General features: G+C 42.7%; 18 protein-coding genes and 1 rRNA gene. 4 read left to right on the plus strand and 15 right to left on the minus strand.

Annotation, left to right across the window (positions count from 1 at the left end; translation table 11 throughout):
• The 3 genes from I6N90_RS23445 to I6N90_RS23455 form a co-directional block, all read right to left on the minus strand.
• A 16S ribosomal RNA gene (locus I6N90_RS23445) occupies positions 1–609 on the minus strand; the annotation flags it as partial.
• 433 nt (positions 610–1,042) lie between these two features.
• The gene (locus tag I6N90_RS23450) at positions 1,043–1,267 is read right to left on the minus strand and encodes a hypothetical protein (RefSeq protein WP_197938245.1); all 225 of its coding nucleotides are present in this window, start codon (positions 1,265–1,267) and stop codon (positions 1,043–1,045) included.
• Between the two features lie 128 nt (positions 1,268–1,395).
• Positions 1,396–2,022 carry a stage II sporulation protein M gene (locus tag I6N90_RS23455; protein ID WP_197938247.1) on the minus strand — a complete coding sequence of 209 codons (627 nt, stop codon included), beginning with the start codon at positions 2,020–2,022 and terminating at the stop codon, positions 1,396–1,398.
• A gap of 171 nt (positions 2,023–2,193) precedes the next feature.
• Here I6N90_RS23455 and pdaB point away from each other — a divergent pair, with 171 nt between their 5' ends.
• Positions 2,194–2,994 carry a polysaccharide deacetylase family sporulation protein PdaB gene (gene pdaB / locus I6N90_RS23460; protein ID WP_197938249.1) on the plus strand — a complete coding sequence of 267 codons (801 nt, stop codon included), beginning with the start codon at positions 2,194–2,196 and terminating at the stop codon, positions 2,992–2,994.
• 2 nt (positions 2,995–2,996) lie between these two features.
• On the opposite strand, the gene I6N90_RS23465 is transcribed toward pdaB, so the two are convergent.
• Entirely contained in the window at positions 2,997–3,620 is a 624-nt protein-coding gene (locus I6N90_RS23465; protein WP_332262510.1) for a KinB-signaling pathway activation protein, read from the minus strand.
• Positions 3,621–3,842: 222 nt separating this feature from the next.
• On the opposite strand from I6N90_RS23465, the gene gerD reads away from it, so the two are divergent.
• Positions 3,843–4,526 carry a spore germination lipoprotein GerD gene (gerD, locus tag I6N90_RS23470; RefSeq protein ID WP_197938251.1) on the plus strand — a complete coding sequence of 228 codons (684 nt, stop codon included), beginning with the start codon at positions 3,843–3,845 and terminating at the stop codon, positions 4,524–4,526.
• Positions 4,527–4,671: 145 nt separating this feature from the next.
• On the opposite strand, the gene I6N90_RS23475 is transcribed toward gerD, so the two are convergent.
• From I6N90_RS23475 to rplM, 6 genes are all read right to left on the minus strand, one after another.
• The gene (locus tag I6N90_RS23475) at positions 4,672–5,778 is read right to left on the minus strand and encodes an Mrp/NBP35 family ATP-binding protein (RefSeq protein ID WP_197938253.1); all 1,107 of its coding nucleotides are present in this window, start codon (positions 5,776–5,778) and stop codon (positions 4,672–4,674) included.
• Positions 5,779–5,882: 104 nt separating this feature from the next.
• Positions 5,883–6,677 (minus strand): N-acetylmuramoyl-L-alanine amidase CwlD, encoded by a 795-nt coding sequence (cwlD, locus tag I6N90_RS23480; RefSeq protein WP_197938255.1) that lies wholly within the window; start codon positions 6,675–6,677, stop codon positions 5,883–5,885.
• A 137-nt stretch (positions 6,678–6,814) separates the two neighbouring features.
• Complete coding sequence (gene sat, locus I6N90_RS23485) at positions 6,815–7,981, minus strand: sulfate adenylyltransferase (protein ID WP_197938256.1); 1,167 nt, start codon at positions 7,979–7,981, stop codon at positions 6,815–6,817.
• Between the two features lie 117 nt (positions 7,982–8,098).
• A complete protein-coding gene (locus I6N90_RS23490) occupies positions 8,099–8,794 on the minus strand; it encodes a phosphoadenylyl-sulfate reductase (RefSeq protein ID WP_197938257.1) in 696 nt (231 codons plus the stop codon).
• Positions 8,795–8,997: 203 nt separating this feature from the next.
• Positions 8,998–9,390: a 30S ribosomal protein S9 gene (gene rpsI, locus I6N90_RS23495; protein ID WP_197938258.1), complete on the minus strand. Its 393-nt coding sequence runs from the start codon at positions 9,388–9,390 to the stop codon at positions 8,998–9,000.
• A 20-nt stretch (positions 9,391–9,410) separates the two neighbouring features.
• Positions 9,411–9,848, minus strand: coding sequence for a 50S ribosomal protein L13 (gene rplM / locus I6N90_RS23500; RefSeq protein ID WP_197938259.1), 438 nt, complete (start codon positions 9,846–9,848; stop codon positions 9,411–9,413).
• Between the two features lie 573 nt (positions 9,849–10,421).
• On the opposite strand from rplM, the gene I6N90_RS23505 reads away from it, so the two are divergent.
• Positions 10,422–11,390: a DUF4097 family beta strand repeat-containing protein gene (locus I6N90_RS23505; RefSeq protein ID WP_197938260.1), complete on the plus strand. Its 969-nt coding sequence runs from the start codon at positions 10,422–10,424 to the stop codon at positions 11,388–11,390.
• Between the two features lie 237 nt (positions 11,391–11,627).
• On the plus strand, positions 11,628–12,593 hold the full coding sequence (locus tag I6N90_RS23510) for a DUF4097 family beta strand repeat-containing protein (protein WP_197938261.1): 966 nt from the start codon (positions 11,628–11,630) through the stop codon (positions 12,591–12,593).
• 58 nt (positions 12,594–12,651) lie between these two features.
• Here the strand turns inward: I6N90_RS23510 and truA are convergent, their stop codons facing one another.
• The 5 genes from truA to rpsM form a co-directional block, all read right to left on the minus strand.
• Positions 12,652–13,392 (minus strand): tRNA pseudouridine(38-40) synthase TruA, encoded by a 741-nt coding sequence (gene truA, locus I6N90_RS23515; RefSeq protein ID WP_197938389.1) that lies wholly within the window; start codon positions 13,390–13,392, stop codon positions 12,652–12,654.
• 125 nt (positions 13,393–13,517) lie between these two features.
• Positions 13,518–13,883, minus strand: a complete 366-nt coding sequence (rplQ, locus tag I6N90_RS23520; protein ID WP_197938263.1) for a 50S ribosomal protein L17 — start codon at positions 13,881–13,883, stop codon at positions 13,518–13,520.
• A gap of 42 nt (positions 13,884–13,925) precedes the next feature.
• Positions 13,926–14,870: a DNA-directed RNA polymerase subunit alpha gene (locus tag I6N90_RS23525; protein WP_197938265.1), complete on the minus strand. Its 945-nt coding sequence runs from the start codon at positions 14,868–14,870 to the stop codon at positions 13,926–13,928.
• 127 nt (positions 14,871–14,997) lie between these two features.
• Positions 14,998–15,393 (minus strand): 30S ribosomal protein S11, encoded by a 396-nt coding sequence (rpsK, locus tag I6N90_RS23530; RefSeq protein ID WP_197938267.1) that lies wholly within the window; start codon positions 15,391–15,393, stop codon positions 14,998–15,000.
• Between the two features lie 19 nt (positions 15,394–15,412).
• Positions 15,413–15,781: a 30S ribosomal protein S13 gene (rpsM, locus tag I6N90_RS23535; RefSeq protein WP_197938269.1), complete on the minus strand. Its 369-nt coding sequence runs from the start codon at positions 15,779–15,781 to the stop codon at positions 15,413–15,415.
• Between the last annotated feature and the right edge of the window lie 10 nt (positions 15,782–15,791).

Raw genomic sequence — 15,791 nt, forward strand, 5'->3', positions numbered from 1 at the left:
GACTTAATTAACCGCCTGCGCGCGCTTTACGCCCAATAATTCCGGACAACGCTTGCCCCCTACGTATTACCGCGGCTGCTGGCACGTAGTTAGCCGGGGCTTTCTTCTCAGGTACCGTCACCTTGAGAGCAGTTACTCTCCCAAGCGTTCTTCCCTGGCAACAGAGCTTTACGATCCGAAAACCTTCATCACTCACGCGGCGTTGCTCCGTCAGACTTTCGTCCATTGCGGAAGATTCCCTACTGCTGCCTCCCGTAGGAGTCTGGGCCGTGTCTCAGTCCCAGTGTGGCCGATCACCCTCTCAGGTCGGCTACGCATCGTCGCCTTGGTGAGCCGTTACCTCACCAACTAGCTAATGCGCCGCAGGTCCATCTATAAGTGACAGATTGCTCCGTCTTTCCCGATTCGGCCATGCGACCAAATCGTGTATCCGGTATTAGCATTCGTTTCCGAATGTTATCCCAGTCTTATAGGCAGGTTACCTACGTGTTACTCACCCGTCCGCCGCTAACTATCAGAAGTGCAAGCACTTCATCAAGCCCGCTCGACTTGCATGTATTAGGCACGCCGCCAGCGTTCGTCCTGAGCCAGGATCAAACTCTCCAAATTGGTGTTTGACTTGCTCATTACTTATACCGCATTGGAAATCAAGATTTCCAATCGGCGTTTCAATCAACCTCTAATCGCGGTCGCTCATCGCTGAGTTACTTCGATAAAGATTGAAACATATTGCTTTTTCATTTATCCGTTAGGATCAATGAGGCAGTTTCGCTCGTTGTTCAGTTTTCAAAGAACAATCACTTCTTGTTTGTTTCTTGTTTGTCGGCGCTTTGTTTCAGCGGCGACTTTTATAATATATCACAGGTGCCTAGCTGATTGCAAGTCTTTTTTTTCGAGATTCGACATTTTCTTTCGTTTGTCTCATTTCGTTGTCGACACTTACTAAAAGCGGCGAGATCTAATATAACATAGGGGTCCAATTAAATGCAACCCCTTTTTTTCATTTATTTTAAAAAACGTTATATCAACATGAAAAAGCATGTTACGAGCGGTGTGAACGGACATTTAGCGCGTAACGAGAAAGCTCTTTAGGCGAAGCTATACGGGCATACATCCTAAATATGATCTTGTACCTTCTTGTTATCGCCCCTTTAATATCTCCATCTAATCTAGAATCACTTAGATCTAGCAGCATTTCATCTAACTCTTTACGTAGTACATAATCGAGTTCCTTACATTCCTTATCGTTGAATAGTATTCCAAGCATAACGAATAGCGGCCTCCTTTGGGATGTATAGCGCGTATAGACCGTCCTGAGACGAACAAAAAAAGCGGCTCCTCTCGCAAATGCGTTGGACACCGCCTTACTGTTATGCTCAAATATTGGAAATAATATTACAAGGAAAGCAACCAAACTGTAAATGTACTTTCAATTATAGAAGCAACAAGCAACGAAACCGTCAAAATAACGATCATTGGTACTGTTCTAGTGACGAAGTCTCCAATGTCTTTACCAGTAGCTCCAAGCTTTGATCTTACAAATAAAAGATTACCTGTTGCTCTTAGTATTAACGTTCCGAATTTCATTCCGTATGCGCAAGCAATGATAATAGCCGGAATTTCAATAATACCGTGTGGCAATAATCCTTTAAAGATAACTTCCAAAACGGTATGTGATCCAGGTGTTTCAGATATCCTTTGAAGCAAATAACCAATGATCATGCCATTTACAGCTAGAAACAGGAGCGGTAACAACCCAAAAAAAGCTCCCAAGTACATAATAAGTATTGATTTAATGGCATTATTCAAAAAGATAACGATCATCATTGTTAATGTAGGATTCGCACTTTGATCAACCATTCCCTTCAGTTGTCCTAATCCTGCTAGTTGTCCCTCCAAGAAGGCATGAAACTCCGAATTGGTGCCGCCAATGATAATACCAGCAAAAAAGACCATGAACGAAAATATGATATACGAACGCATTTGCTTCAAATGTAGAACGATTGCACTTAACTTAAACATTAAACAGCCTCCCATAATAGATATGCATAATTAATCATCACTCTCATCCATTACTGCTTGTTATGAAATTAGAATGAATAACTTTTATGTACGAGCATAGATTGTACTACTAGTGTAAAATGCTGACGCCCTTGATTAGAGGCGAAGCGAATGAGAGGAGCATACTTCCCAATGAACGTATTTTATGTAATGAACGGAAAGAAAATTAAAAGGTACTTTTTTATCGCTATCGCTCTCGTCTTTTCTATTGGCATCATATATGCCGAACGCGATAACATCACTGTCTTCGCACCACAACAACCCGCAGCTATATACAGTGTTCCTACAGATAAGAAAGTTGTTGCGCTAACTTTCGACATAAGCTGGGGTGATAAACGTGCGGAGCCGATTTTGGAAGTGTTGAAAGAAAAAAAAATCACGCAAGCGACCTTCTTCCTATCCTCTCCTTGGAGCCAGTCACATCCTGAGCTGGTCAAAAAAATTCAAGATGCGGGCTACGAAATTGGAAGCCACGGTCACAAACATGATTTCTACAGCAAACTTACCGAAGAAGAAATTAGAAAACAGATTACTACTGCAAACACCATTTTAACTGATTTAACTGGTAAAAAGCCGAGCTTGATCCGTCTTCCTAATGGTGATTTCGATAAACGTGTACTCCGCATCGCCGAAGAACTTAAATACACAGTCATTCAATGGGATACGGACTCGCTAGATTGGATGAATATCGGTACCGAAAAAATCGTTAACCGTGTCGTAACACGAACACATCCAGGCGATATTATTCTCATGCACGCAAGCGACTCGGTTACTCAAACACATATTGCGTTACCTGCTATTATTGATCAGCTCCGCGGTGACGGTTATGATTTCGTTAACGTTTCTCAGTTAATTTCACAAACCGATGCTGAAGGCAATGCTGTTCAAGACAAAGTATCTTCAACGAAGCAAATCAGTGCTTCAGAAAAATAAAGTTATACGGCCGTCTTAGCAGGAGCTTCTGCTGGTGCGGTCTTTTCTTTTTTCACAAGACGGTGCATCATCATATTTTGGTATGCATTACAGATAAACAACGGGATCATCATAAAAGCAATTGCGGGTATGTCTGTTTCACCTTGAATGGCTGGCCACGCTTCGATAAACGTAACGAAGAACAGTACAAACATAGTTGGAACAAAAGCACTTTTATTCGTCTGCTTCACTTTTAATCTAGCTACAAGCAATGATGCAACAAGCAATATTAGCGGTAATACCCAGAAGAACCAGTTGTTTGTACGATTTTCGTAGAGCACATACCCTAGACCAAATACTGCAAATATTGTTGTATAGGCTTGCAAAGCATTCCACAAATACTTTTTGCGGAACACGCTAAGTGCAATATAACTCAGAGTCAGATAAGCAAAAAAGCCCATTTGACTAAACGCACCTATCATTAAACCAGCAGTAACCATCATAATCAGATTGATCCCATTATTGTCAAAACCAAAGAAACTAACGTTACTATTCGTTGACAGTATAATAAAACCGCTGATGATACAAACTACAGCCCCAATACCCATGGTGCTCCAAAATAAAAAGAACCAATTCCGTAAACTCACGTGATATATCCTCCCAATTGTGCTTTTTCCCGCAGGTTTTCCCTTTATTTTACCACGATCACAACAAAAAGCTAATGCTTGTCCATGATAAAACAGTGAACAATGCGCATATTAAAAACGATCATGTGCTATACCGTCGAATGACGTTGGCCATAGGCATGCCGGATTACGTGCATCCCCATTATCATACCGAGCTTTAACATAGAAGGGAGCAAGCGACATATGCGCATTCGCTGGATTATGTGGTCGTCTCTAATGGCTTTTGCACTTTTGTTGACCAGTTGTGGAGGCGGCGAGTCATCTGGTAGTAATCAACAAATGAACTACAAGGACATGAAAACGATGGTTATTGACATTTTGAAAACGGAAGATGCTCAGAAGGCACTTCAGCAATCAGCAGAAAAGCTTTCTGGTTATTCCGCTCAACCGTCTAAACTTCTTTCCGTTCAAGATCAAGAAGAAGTTCGATTGGCTGTAAAAGATGTAATCAGTGCCCCAGACTATGATAAAGTAATCAAAAAATTAATGACTGATACGCGATTTGCTGGGGAATTTGCTAAATCCGTTAACAAACAAAACAAGGATATCCATAAGGAACTTATGAAAGATCCGGCTTATCAAGCTGAATTGGTAAAAACGATGAAGGCTCCCGAAATGGAGAAGGTCATCATGGATTCATTAAAGAGTCCTCAATATCGCAAAGAAGTTATGGCTATTATGCAGGAATCAATGCAAAACCCCCTCTTCCGACTTGAAGTGCTCGATTTGTTGAAAAAAGCAGTACAAGAAGAACTTCAACCAAAACCAGATGAGAAAAAGAAAGAAGGCGGATCTGGGGGAGAGCAAAAAGGACAAGAAGAGGAACAAAAAGGGCAACAGGAAGAACAATCTTCAGATAGCGAATAACAACGGTTGACACTAGTTATAAAAATAGCCCGATCCCACATCTAGACGCGTTGCTAACGCTTTGGATGTCAGGATCGGGCTTTTATTTAAACAGCAAGTGATGATAATAATTATATTAAAATTTGAATGAATTACATCTTATTTGCTACACGCGTCTTAGAACGTTATCTGCAAGTTCTAAGTAGAGCTTACCCGTCTCGGATTCCGCTTTATAGACGGATGGTGAGAAATCTGCTTCAGATGGATGATTGTCAGGAGCACCGAGTGGTATTTGCGCAAGCAAATCACTATGAAGTGTCTCTGCTAGCCTTGCTCCGCCTCCACGTCCGAATACATATTCCTTTTCACCTGTCAGCTTTGACTCGAAGTAGGACATATTTTCTACAACACCAATAATTTCGTGATCAGTCTTAATTGCCATAGCACCAGCACGTGCTGCAACAAATGCAGCGGTCGCATGTGGTGTTGTGACAATGATTTCTTTGCTTTGCGGGATGATCTGGTGAACATCCAGCGCAATATCGCCCGTACCCGGTGGTAGATCGAGGAGCATATAATCAAGCTCTCCCCATTCGATTTCTTGGAAGAAGTTACGCAACATCTTACCTAGCATCGGACCACGCCAAACGATCGGGCTATTGTCTTCTACAAAAAAGCCCATCGAAATCACTTTTACACCATAACGCTCGATCGGAATGACTCGATCGTTCACAACTTCTGGGCGTTCCTCAATTCCCATCATGTCAGGAACGCTGAATCCGTAGATGTCGGCATCAATGATGCCGACGCGTTTGCCCCTGCGGGCTAAGGCGACCGCAAGATTGACGGTCACCGTTGACTTGCCGACGCCGCCCTTACCGCTCGCGACGGCGATAAATGTTGTTCCGCTGCTAGCCGAAAGCAGCGGACTAGCGAGATCAGCCCCGTGCCCTTGTACGGGGCTGGCAGCTCCTTCGCCGGCGCTACTTCCCGCCGGCGCCGCTTTTGCTGCGGGCGCTTGCGCAGCGCCGCCCGCTACAGCTTGCGCTCCCTCGTCCCGAAACCGGCAATGCACGGTTTCGGCGCCGAGGGGCGCAAGTGCCTCGCGAAGCGAGGCCTCAAGCGCGGGCTGCGCAGCCGCGCTCGCTCCTAGAACCGTCAACGAAACTTGACGGTTCCGAACCATGACATCGCGGAAGCTGATGCCTTCCGCGGAATATTTCTTAGCCATCAAAGCTTCGATGGCTTCTAGTGCTTGTTCTCGTGTCAACATAATATGTGTCCCACCTTTATGTATTAAGAAAACTATGTCTCTAGTATAACACAGGATGTCCGTCTACTATGAGTCTCTATTCTGCCTCAATTACAGCTAAATCGCTAATTGCCATTTTGTAATTCCAACTCTTGATTAGCATTCCCACTCAACTTTTCACCTGAATGATATCGAAGCACACCTTGGTAAATAGACGCTGCCACTTTACGTTGATACTCTGCATCAACTAGTCGTTCAGCCTCGCCAGGATTAGATAGAAAACCAACCTCAACTAGTGCGGTCGGTATATCTTTGATGGCCTTCATCAAATACACGCCGTTTACAACCGCTGCTATTCTAGTCGTATTTTCTAAATTGCGCTTGATCTCATCCTGAATGAATGCTGCTAATACACGATTGTCTGGGTGGTTTCCAGGTTGATAAAACGTCTGTGCCCCCGACCATTTTTGCTGCGGAATGCTGTTCATATGTATACTAATAACCGTCGCCGGATTATTTTCGTTAATAAGCGCCGCCCTACGCTTTAAATCTTCTGTCTTCCGTTTACTATAAGCATGTGCATCGCCTGTCGCAAGATCATAATCTCCTTCTCTCGTCATAATGACAACTGCTCCAGCTTGCTGCAAATAATCACGCAAGTATAGAGCGATAGCCAAGTTCAAATCCTTTTCAATGGCTCCTTGCTTGCTGACTGCCCCACCATCCGCGCCTCCGTGCCCTGCATCAATGGCTATTGTCTTACCCGAAAGCGGCAATGTCCAATAGGTCCACGTACTAGCCGATGGTATGTTCTGCCGTAGCATAATGGCTGTTAGTACAACGACAAGAACAGCGATTCCAATACGAACTGCTCCCTTGTATGTCATCCAAATTACGAAATGCCGTCTTATTCGGCGCATCAAAAAACCACCTCGTCCTCCATGAAATGAATAAGCGTCATGAAAGACTATCCCGTAGGATAAGCCTTATGCGCACATTCATATATATGGGACGAGATGGTCAATTATGTTCTTATTAATTGATCTGCGCGGCTTCCTTATCCAACAGGCTGCTCGGACATACCTTCTATCAATATTTTTGCAACTTCTGGACGTGAAAACTCTGGTGGCGGGCATACCCCGTCACGCAATAGAGCACGAACTTTAGTTCCTGACAATGTCAGATGAGACGTTTTGTCATGCGGACATGTTTTGGAAGTCGCCATGTTGCCACAAGTCGTACAGAAAAAACTATGTTCAAAATATAGTGGTGTAATGCCAAGATCTTCTGCTGGTATCGACTTGAGCAAGTCTTGCGCCTCATAAGTTCCGTAGTAGTCACCTACACCCGCATGGTCACGGCCTACGATAAAATGGGTACAACCATAATTTTTCCGAACGATAGCATGGAATATTGCTTCACGTGGCCCTGCGTAACGCATTGCTGCTGGGAACACTCCAAGAAATACACGATCGGCCGGATAATAATTATCAAGAAGAGCTAAATAACTTTTCATTCGAACATTAGCTGGTACATCATCGGATTTTGTTTCACCCACAAGCGGATTCAAAAATAACGCATCTACGATTTCCATAGCTGTCTTCTGAATGTACTCATGTGCCCGATGAACGGGATTACGTGTTTGGAATCCAACAACCGTTTTCCAACCCTTCTCCGCAAATAAACGACGGGTTTCCGCTGGGTCGAAATAAAACTCTTGAAACTTCACAGGTTGCGGACGATTTAATACTGTTATTGCACCACCAACATATATAGAAGAGCGCTCAAGTAGCTTTTGCACACCTGGATGCTCCAAATCATCCGTTTTAAACACATTTATCGCTTCTAGCTTTTGATCTACGTTATAAATGCTCTCAATCGCAATAATGCCATACGTTATACCATCTTCACCGATCAATGCGGAACGCTCGCCAACTTTAAGCTCGGCCGCTTTATCTACATCAACAGCAAGTGTAATCGGAATACTCCAGACAAGACCGTTCGCAAGTCTTGTCTTCTCGATAACAGATTTATAATCTTCTTCATTCAAAAAACCTGTAAGCGGGGAAAAAGCACCTACCCCTATCAAATCTAGATCAGAAATAGTCCACGTATTAATCGTAATTGAAGATAATAACTTTGCTTCATTAAGAAGTGATTCACGTTCTGCGCCTTCGGCGATCCGGTTAACCAGTACACCGCCATGTGGTGAAATTTGACTCATTTTCGTTGAAAGCCTCCTCAAAATTTTACGTTAGTAAAATTGACTTCGTAAGCATAAACATAAGTTTTTCGTAAGAAAAACTGACTTCGTATGCACAAGCTTAAATTTGAGCAATTCTTATTTATGAAGTCCACATTCTGTTTTCTCTTGACCTGACCAACGACCTGCACGCGGGTCCTCACCTGGCATTACTTTGCGTGTGCAATATTCACAACCAATACTTGGGTAATGCTGGTCATGCAACGGATTATATATAACATCATTCTCACGGATGTAGTTCCAAACATCTTCAGTTGTCCAATTGGCAATTGGATTAAACTTCACTAGTCCAAACTTGAGATCATATTCGATTTTTTTCGCGTTAGCACGTGTCGGTGCTTGATCACGACGAATACCTGTAATCCAAGCCTCATACTTAGTCAAAATATGAGTTAGTGGTCTTACCTTGCGAATATCACAACATTTATTGGCATCTGTCTTCCACAATTCCTCGCCAAACTGTGTAACCTGTTCCTCAGGTGTAATTTCCGGTTTCACTTCAACAAATGGAATGCCTGGGTAACGTTCGATCATACGATCACGTGTTTCGTAAGTCTCTTTAAAATGAAAATCAGTGTCGAGGTAAAAAATATCAGTTGTAGGGCTGACTTTCTGTAGCATATCAACCAGAACAACATCTTCTGCCCCAAAGCTGCATGCGAAGGTGATGTTAGGGAATGTCTCTACAGCGAAACGAATAATTTCCTCTGGTGTGGCATGCTCAAGCTCAACAGCCTTCTGCGCAATAAGCGCTTCTTTTTCAAATAAATTCATGAGACGCGACCTCCGTTTTTAATTCCAAGTAAAGTAGTCTGTATTATCGATTATAAACCTTTCATTAACGTAGTTCAATAATAAGTTTACATTTTGTAGTACTTTATTCCAAAAACAAAAAAAGAGTCCAAATACTAAAAGACTCCATAAACAAAAAAGAGTCCTTGACCAATAAAGGCCAAAGACTCTTTTGTAAAAGAATATTAACGTTTCGAGAACTGTGGAGCGCGACGTGCCGCTTTAAGACCGTATTTTTTACGCTCTTTCATACGTGGGTCACGCGTTAGGAATCCTGCACGCTTCAAAGCTGGGCGTAATTCAGGATCTGCTTTAAGCAATGCACGGGAAATACCGTGACGGATTGCTCCAGCTTGTCCAGACATTCCACCACCGTTAGCGATAACTAGCACATCGTATTTCGACAATGTGTCAGTCAACACAAGCGGTTGTTTTACAATCAGCTTGAGTGTTTCCAAACCGAAATATTCATTCAAATCGCGTTTATTAACAACAATTCGTCCTTCACCCGGCACAAGACGTACACGTGCAACAGAGTGTTTACGACGACCGGTTCCATAGTATTGCACTTGAGCCATGAAACGTGTCCTCCTCTTTATTACCCGCGAAGCTCGTAGACTTCAGGGTTTTGTGCTTGATGTGGATGTTCCGCACCTGCGTATACTTTAAGTTTAAGCTTCATTTGGTTGCCAAGACGGTTCTTAGGCAACATGCCATGCACAGCCAGTTCGATTACACGCTCTGGTTTGTTTTTGATCATTTCATGTGCAGGTGTAACTTTCAAACCACCTGTGTACATGGAGTGACGGTAGTACATTTTGTCTGACATCTTCTTACCTGTCAAAACAATTTTCTCAGCGTTGATTACAACAACGAAATCGCCAGTATCAACGTGAGGCGTAAATTGCGGTTTGTGTTTGCCACGGATCAGGCTTGCAGCTTCGCTAGCCAGACGACCGAGCGTTTTGCCTTCCGCATCAATGACGAACCATTTACGCTCAACTTCATTTGGCTTAGCCATATAGGTGGTACGCATGGATGATCCTCCTTAATTTCATACATTAATCGTTTTTATAACAACGTAAACGTTGGTTTGTTATTCATTATAAAGCCTTACTTTTGGCGGCCATTCTTAGTCGGGGCTGTGGGAGAGCCACTAAGAAAGCACAAGTTATATACTACTATATATAGTGCCTAGATGCAAGTCATTTTTCATATTCTTATTCATTTTCAGGTAGTTATTTTTTCCTCTTAATTACAGAAGTTTATTATCGCTACTACTTAGGCTTCTCAATCAGTGCATTTCCCGTTGAATACTAAAAAAATAATGATTCCACCAAATTTATGCAACTGGTGAACTATCGATAATCTAGTTATATTTCGTACCACGAATTTAAACGATCTTTATTAGAATCAGTGCTTGTTTACTACGTTAAGCGTTATGCAAGCAACAAACTACTTTTTATACCCTAGACCTAAGTCGGGGTATTCGATACATCATCAGTCTGTTCCACCCTATTCCAATCGTTGGTAATATGAAGTCATACTATGAGCGTCCAAGGCATCCAAAGATGCGGGAGCCAACAAAACGATAGGAGAGAAAGATACAATGAAAAAGCGATCAAAACTAGGAACCCTCCTCGTAATTATAGGAATAATCGGTTTAGTGTATGTTTACTTTAACGATGGAAATTCTCCTCTTGATGGTATGAAATCCTTCTTCACATCCGAGATCAATGATCAGCAAACGGCTGATATTAGCAAAATATCTAATGTTAACATTAAATCAGATATCCTTGATGTCCAAGTCGTACACGGTAATCAATCAGAAGCTGTCATTACTGTACAAGGCCTTGCTTCTAAATCCATAACTTCAAACCTGAATCTGACCGTAAATCCTAAGGGGGATACATTAGAGATTAATTTAAAGGGAAAAGATAAAAGTTTCTTCGGTTTCGACTGGAATAATGTGAGAATGACTGTAGAACTTCCTGAGAAGGATTGGAACATACTTACCGTTGCTACCGAAAATGGTGACATTAAAATAGATCAACTTGTATTTAATGATGTAAACCTTCAATCCGATTATGGAGATATTAACACGGATCAATTTACGGCATTAACTTCGTTAACCGCTAATGTTAATAGTGGAGATCTTCATTTTTACAAACTTACTGGCAAAAATGTCGATCTTAAAGTCGATGGAGATGTTTACTTCAAAGAATTTAAAGTAGATCAAATAGATTTCGATGTAGATCGTGGCGATGTAGCATTCATTGATGGCATCAGTCAGATTCATGGGGTAGTAGGTAAAGGTGACATTACGATCAAAACAGATGATCTTCTACAAGATACGGAAGTAGAAACCGATGACGGTGATATTTACATTCAATTAAAAAATAAACCCTCTTCCCTGGCAGTCAAGATGATTACTGGATCGGGAGATACTCACATAGGTAAAGATGGTTTCATTTATGAAGAGGGTTCTGCAGGCTCCAAGGAGCTCAAGGGTGCTTTCGGCGATGGACATATCAAACTAAGTTTGCAGTCGAATTCCGGTGATATTGCTTTGAAATAACGACGTAAACATGAGAACTGGCGCTTCTATAAGAGATGGTTCTCTTTTTAAATACTTAGTATTCTCAAGTCTAGATGCTCATCAGTCCTCAGACCTAGTGGATACTCCATCAGTAGGATGTTTTATTACTACAATATCATTGGTACAATTTAGAAAGAGATTGTAGTTACTGTGTATTGCTATCTATGCCATATTCATCATTAAACGATAAACACATTTTAACAAGGAGTGAATGCAGTGAAGGGGAAAAAAACTTTAGGTATTTTACTAATCGTTATAGGGGTAGTCGCATTATTTAATATGATTAACTTTGAGGGGGAATCACTGTTGAAAAAAGTGTTTAAATCATTTACGAATGACCTTTCAATGGAAGAAAAATATGATCTTGATGATATCAAACACCTATCCGTAGAAGATAGTAGTATTAACATTACTGTATTACAAGGAAACTCATCTCAAGCTGTCGTACGTATGGAGGGTTCCGTCAGTAAAAACTTGTTTGATGACTATAAGCTGGAAGGTCAAAGAGATGGAGATACTTTGCATATACGAACAAAATCTGGTGATGGATGGAACTGGTTCACCTGGTCTACTGTCAAGCTAACAATCGAGCTTCCACCTAAGCAATGGGAAGAAGTAACTATAAATAGCAGCAGTGGTAATATAACTGTCGATCAATTGTTATCAGCAAAACTTTCACTTAAAACAAGCTCCGGAAACATCAAAGCCGAAAAAATCGATGGTCACGATTTGAGTCTTAGAACTTCCAGCGGTAATATAAAGTTGTTACAAGCAACTGGAGATGAGCTCGAGCTTAAATCATCTAGTGGTAACATCACAATCGAAGAATACAAAGCAACACAACTTGATCTACATTCCGTTAGCGGCAATATTAAAGCGATTGAAGGTACCTCTGAAATAGTAGCCCAATCAACATCAGGTAACATTACAATTGAAAGTGATGATCTCTTATACGATGCAGATCTAAAATCAACTAGTGGAAATGTATCCGTTGCTCTACGTAATGATCCGACGTCATTAGCGATTGACTTTAATGCTGGTTCAGGAATTGGGAAAATTAAAAAAGATGCATTTGTTTACGAGGATAACGATAAAGATCGCGACGACTTTAGAGGAGCTTTTGGAACAGGTGACACTAAACTAAAAGTTCGTACATCTTCAGGAAATTTTACACTAAAATAATAAATGGGCCCTCCTTTAGTCGATTTCACGACTCTTGGATGGCCCATTTTATTTATTGCTAATCGTTATATTCTACATCTACAAGCATTAACCCATGTGCTACGGCAGTTGGACCAGCAAGTGATCTTGATTTCCCTTCCAAAATACGTTTCATGTCTTCCGGCTTCAGCTTGCCTTGGCCTACCCATAGCAATGTCCCCATAATGACGCGTACCATGTTATACAGGAATCCGTTCCCCGTCACGATCATATGAACCGCTTGGTCCTCCCGTATGAAGTAAGCCTCGTAGATCGTCCGGATATGATGTGGCTTCGTCGAATGTATGGACGTATAAGAAGTGAAATCATGAGTGCCTACCAAATATGAAAGTCCTTCCTCCATCGCATCCAGATCTAGCTTAGTTGGATGATGGAATCGATAGGCCCTTCCGAATACATTCGGAAATCTCCCCGTATCGATCGTATAACGATAAGTTTTACGTTTTGCAGAACGTCTAGAATGGAACTCAAGCGGCACATCCCAAGCTTCCAGTATGACAATGTCTTTTGGAAGTCTTGTGTTCAGTGCAATTGCAAAACGTTCCGTTGGAATCGACGAATTCGTATGAAAATTAAACACCTGTCCTAACGCATGCACGCCGGCATCCGTCCGCCCCGATCCGATAATTGATATCGTCTCACCGCTCAATCGATGTATCGCCTTTTCAAGCTCATCTTGAACGGTTCTCCCAAACGGCTGTGATTGAAAGCCATTAAATTCAGAACCATCATAGCTTACTTTCACGCAGATGTTACGCATCTCATCACCCTCTACCATTCCTCTAAGCGTTCTTCAAAATAAAAAAAGGTGGCCGCAAGGGTCCACCCTTTCTCATAACACAAGAAAAGATAAGGTGAACCTTATCTTTTTCTTCTATTGTGATACTAAACGCGGTCAACTAGTTCTAGGTAAACCATAGGCGCAGCATCGCCGCGACGAGGTCCTAGCTTAAGGATACGCGTGTAGCCACCAGCACGCTCCGCATAACGAGGAGCTAGCTCGGAGAATAGCTTTTGGATTGCGTCTTTTTCACCATCAACGGTTTCACGACGTACAAAAGCTGCTACTTGACGACGAGCATGAAGATCACCTTTTTTAGCTTTAGTGATCAACTTTTCAGCGATTGAACGAACTTCTTTCGCTTTAGCTTCAGTCGTTTGGATACGCTCATACAGGAATAGATCAGTAACGAGGTCACGGAACAATGCTTTCCGTGCACTAGCGTCACGTCCCAATTTTTGATATGCCATTTTGTTTTCCCCTCCCTTGCTCGGTCTTAACTTGCTGTTTTACTACTCTTCCATGCGTAGGCCAAGACCAAGTTCTTCAAGCTTCTCTTGAACTTCCTCAAGGGATTTACGGCCCAAGTTACGGACCTTCATCATATCCTCTTCGGATTTCGTGATTAGCTCTTGAACCGTGTTGATGCCAGCGCGTTTCAAGCAGTTATATGAACGTACGGAAAGATCAAGTTCCTCGATAGTCATCTCTAGAACTTTCTCTTTTTTGTCCTCTTCCTTCTCAACCATGATCTCCGCGTCTTTGGCTTCATCCGTTAATCCAACGAACAAGTCCAAGTGCTCGGTTAGAATTTTAGCGCCAAGGCTTACAGCCTCTTCAGGGCGGATGCTGCCATCCGTCCAAACTTCAAGCGTCAGCTTATCGTAGTTAGTTACTTGACCGACGCGAGTGTTTTCTACGCTATAATTAACGCGAGTAATCGGCGTGTAGATCGAATCGACAGGAATTACACCAATCGGTTGATCGTCGCTCTTGTTCCGGTCCGCTTGCACGTAACCGCGTCCCCGATTAGCAAAAATCCGCATATGGAGGCGCGCTCCGGAGGCCAAGGTCGCAATGTGAAGATCAGGGCTTAAAATCTCAACATCGCTATCAGCTCGAATATCGCCCGCTGTTACGTTGCCTTCGCCGTCTGCGTCGATCTCCAGCACCTTCTCTTCGTCGGAGTGGATCTTTAACGAGAGGCCTTTCAAGTTCAGGATGATTTCCGTTACATCTTCAATCACTCCTGGAACCGTTGAAAACTCATGCAGTACCCCGTCAATTTGCACTGACGTTACAGCTGCACCAGGCAAAGACGACAACAGAATTCGGCGAAGCGAATTTCCAAGCGTCGTGCCGTATCCGCGTTCCAGCGGTTCGACCACGAAACGTCCGTAGGTTCCCTCATTGTTCAGTTCTACGGTTTCGATTTTCGGCTTTTCGATCTCAATCACTAATAGTACCCTCCTTCAAACGTCGCTCCGTTACCTAGTCGTTTTATTATGTCAAACCTCGTAGTATGCCAAACCTTCACAACCATTATTCACAAGTTGTTGTCATTTGATACCACCGTGGAATCAACTATACGCGACGACGTTTCGGCGGACGGCATCCGTTATGCGGAACTGGGGTTACATCCTTAATGAGGTTAACTTCCAATCCAGCAGCTTGAAGCGAACGAATCGCAGCTTCACGGCCAGCGCCTGGTCCTTTAACCATTACTTCAACCACTCTCATGCCATGCTCCATTGCCGCTTTTGCTGCGGATTCAGCAGCCATTTGAGCTGCGAACGGCGTGCTTTTACGGGAACCTTTAAATCCAAGGTTACCTGAGCTTGCCCAAGAAATTGCATTACCGTGTGGGTCTGTAATAGTAACGATCGTATTGTTAAACGTCGAACGAATGTGAGCGACGCCAGTATCAATATTTTTCCGATCGCGACGTTTTGTGCGAACGACTTTTTTTGGTTTAGCCATTGTCCATTATCCTCCCTTCTTATTTCTTCTTGTTAGCTACAGTCCGACGAGGACCTTTGCGTGTACGCGCATTTGTTTTCGTACGTTGACCGCGAACAGGAAGACCGCGACGGTGACGAAGACCACGGTAGCAGCCGATCTCAGTTAGACGCTTAATGTTAAGTGAAATTTCACGACGTAGGTCGCCTTCCACTTTAACGTTTTTGTCGATGGCTTCGCGCAAACGAGCCAGCTCATCTTCAGTTAGATCGCGAACACGAGTGTCCGGATTAACTTCAGATGCAGCAATTATTTTCTGTGAAGTTACTTTGCCGATTCCGAAAATATACGTCAGGGCGATTTCAACGCGCTTGTCGCGCGGAATATCTACACCAGCTATACGTGCCATGGGCTATATT

Source organism: Paenibacillus sp. GSMTC-2017, assembly GCF_016019935.1.
In the GTDB taxonomy this organism is placed as follows: domain Bacteria; phylum Bacillota; class Bacilli; order Paenibacillales; family Paenibacillaceae; genus Pristimantibacillus.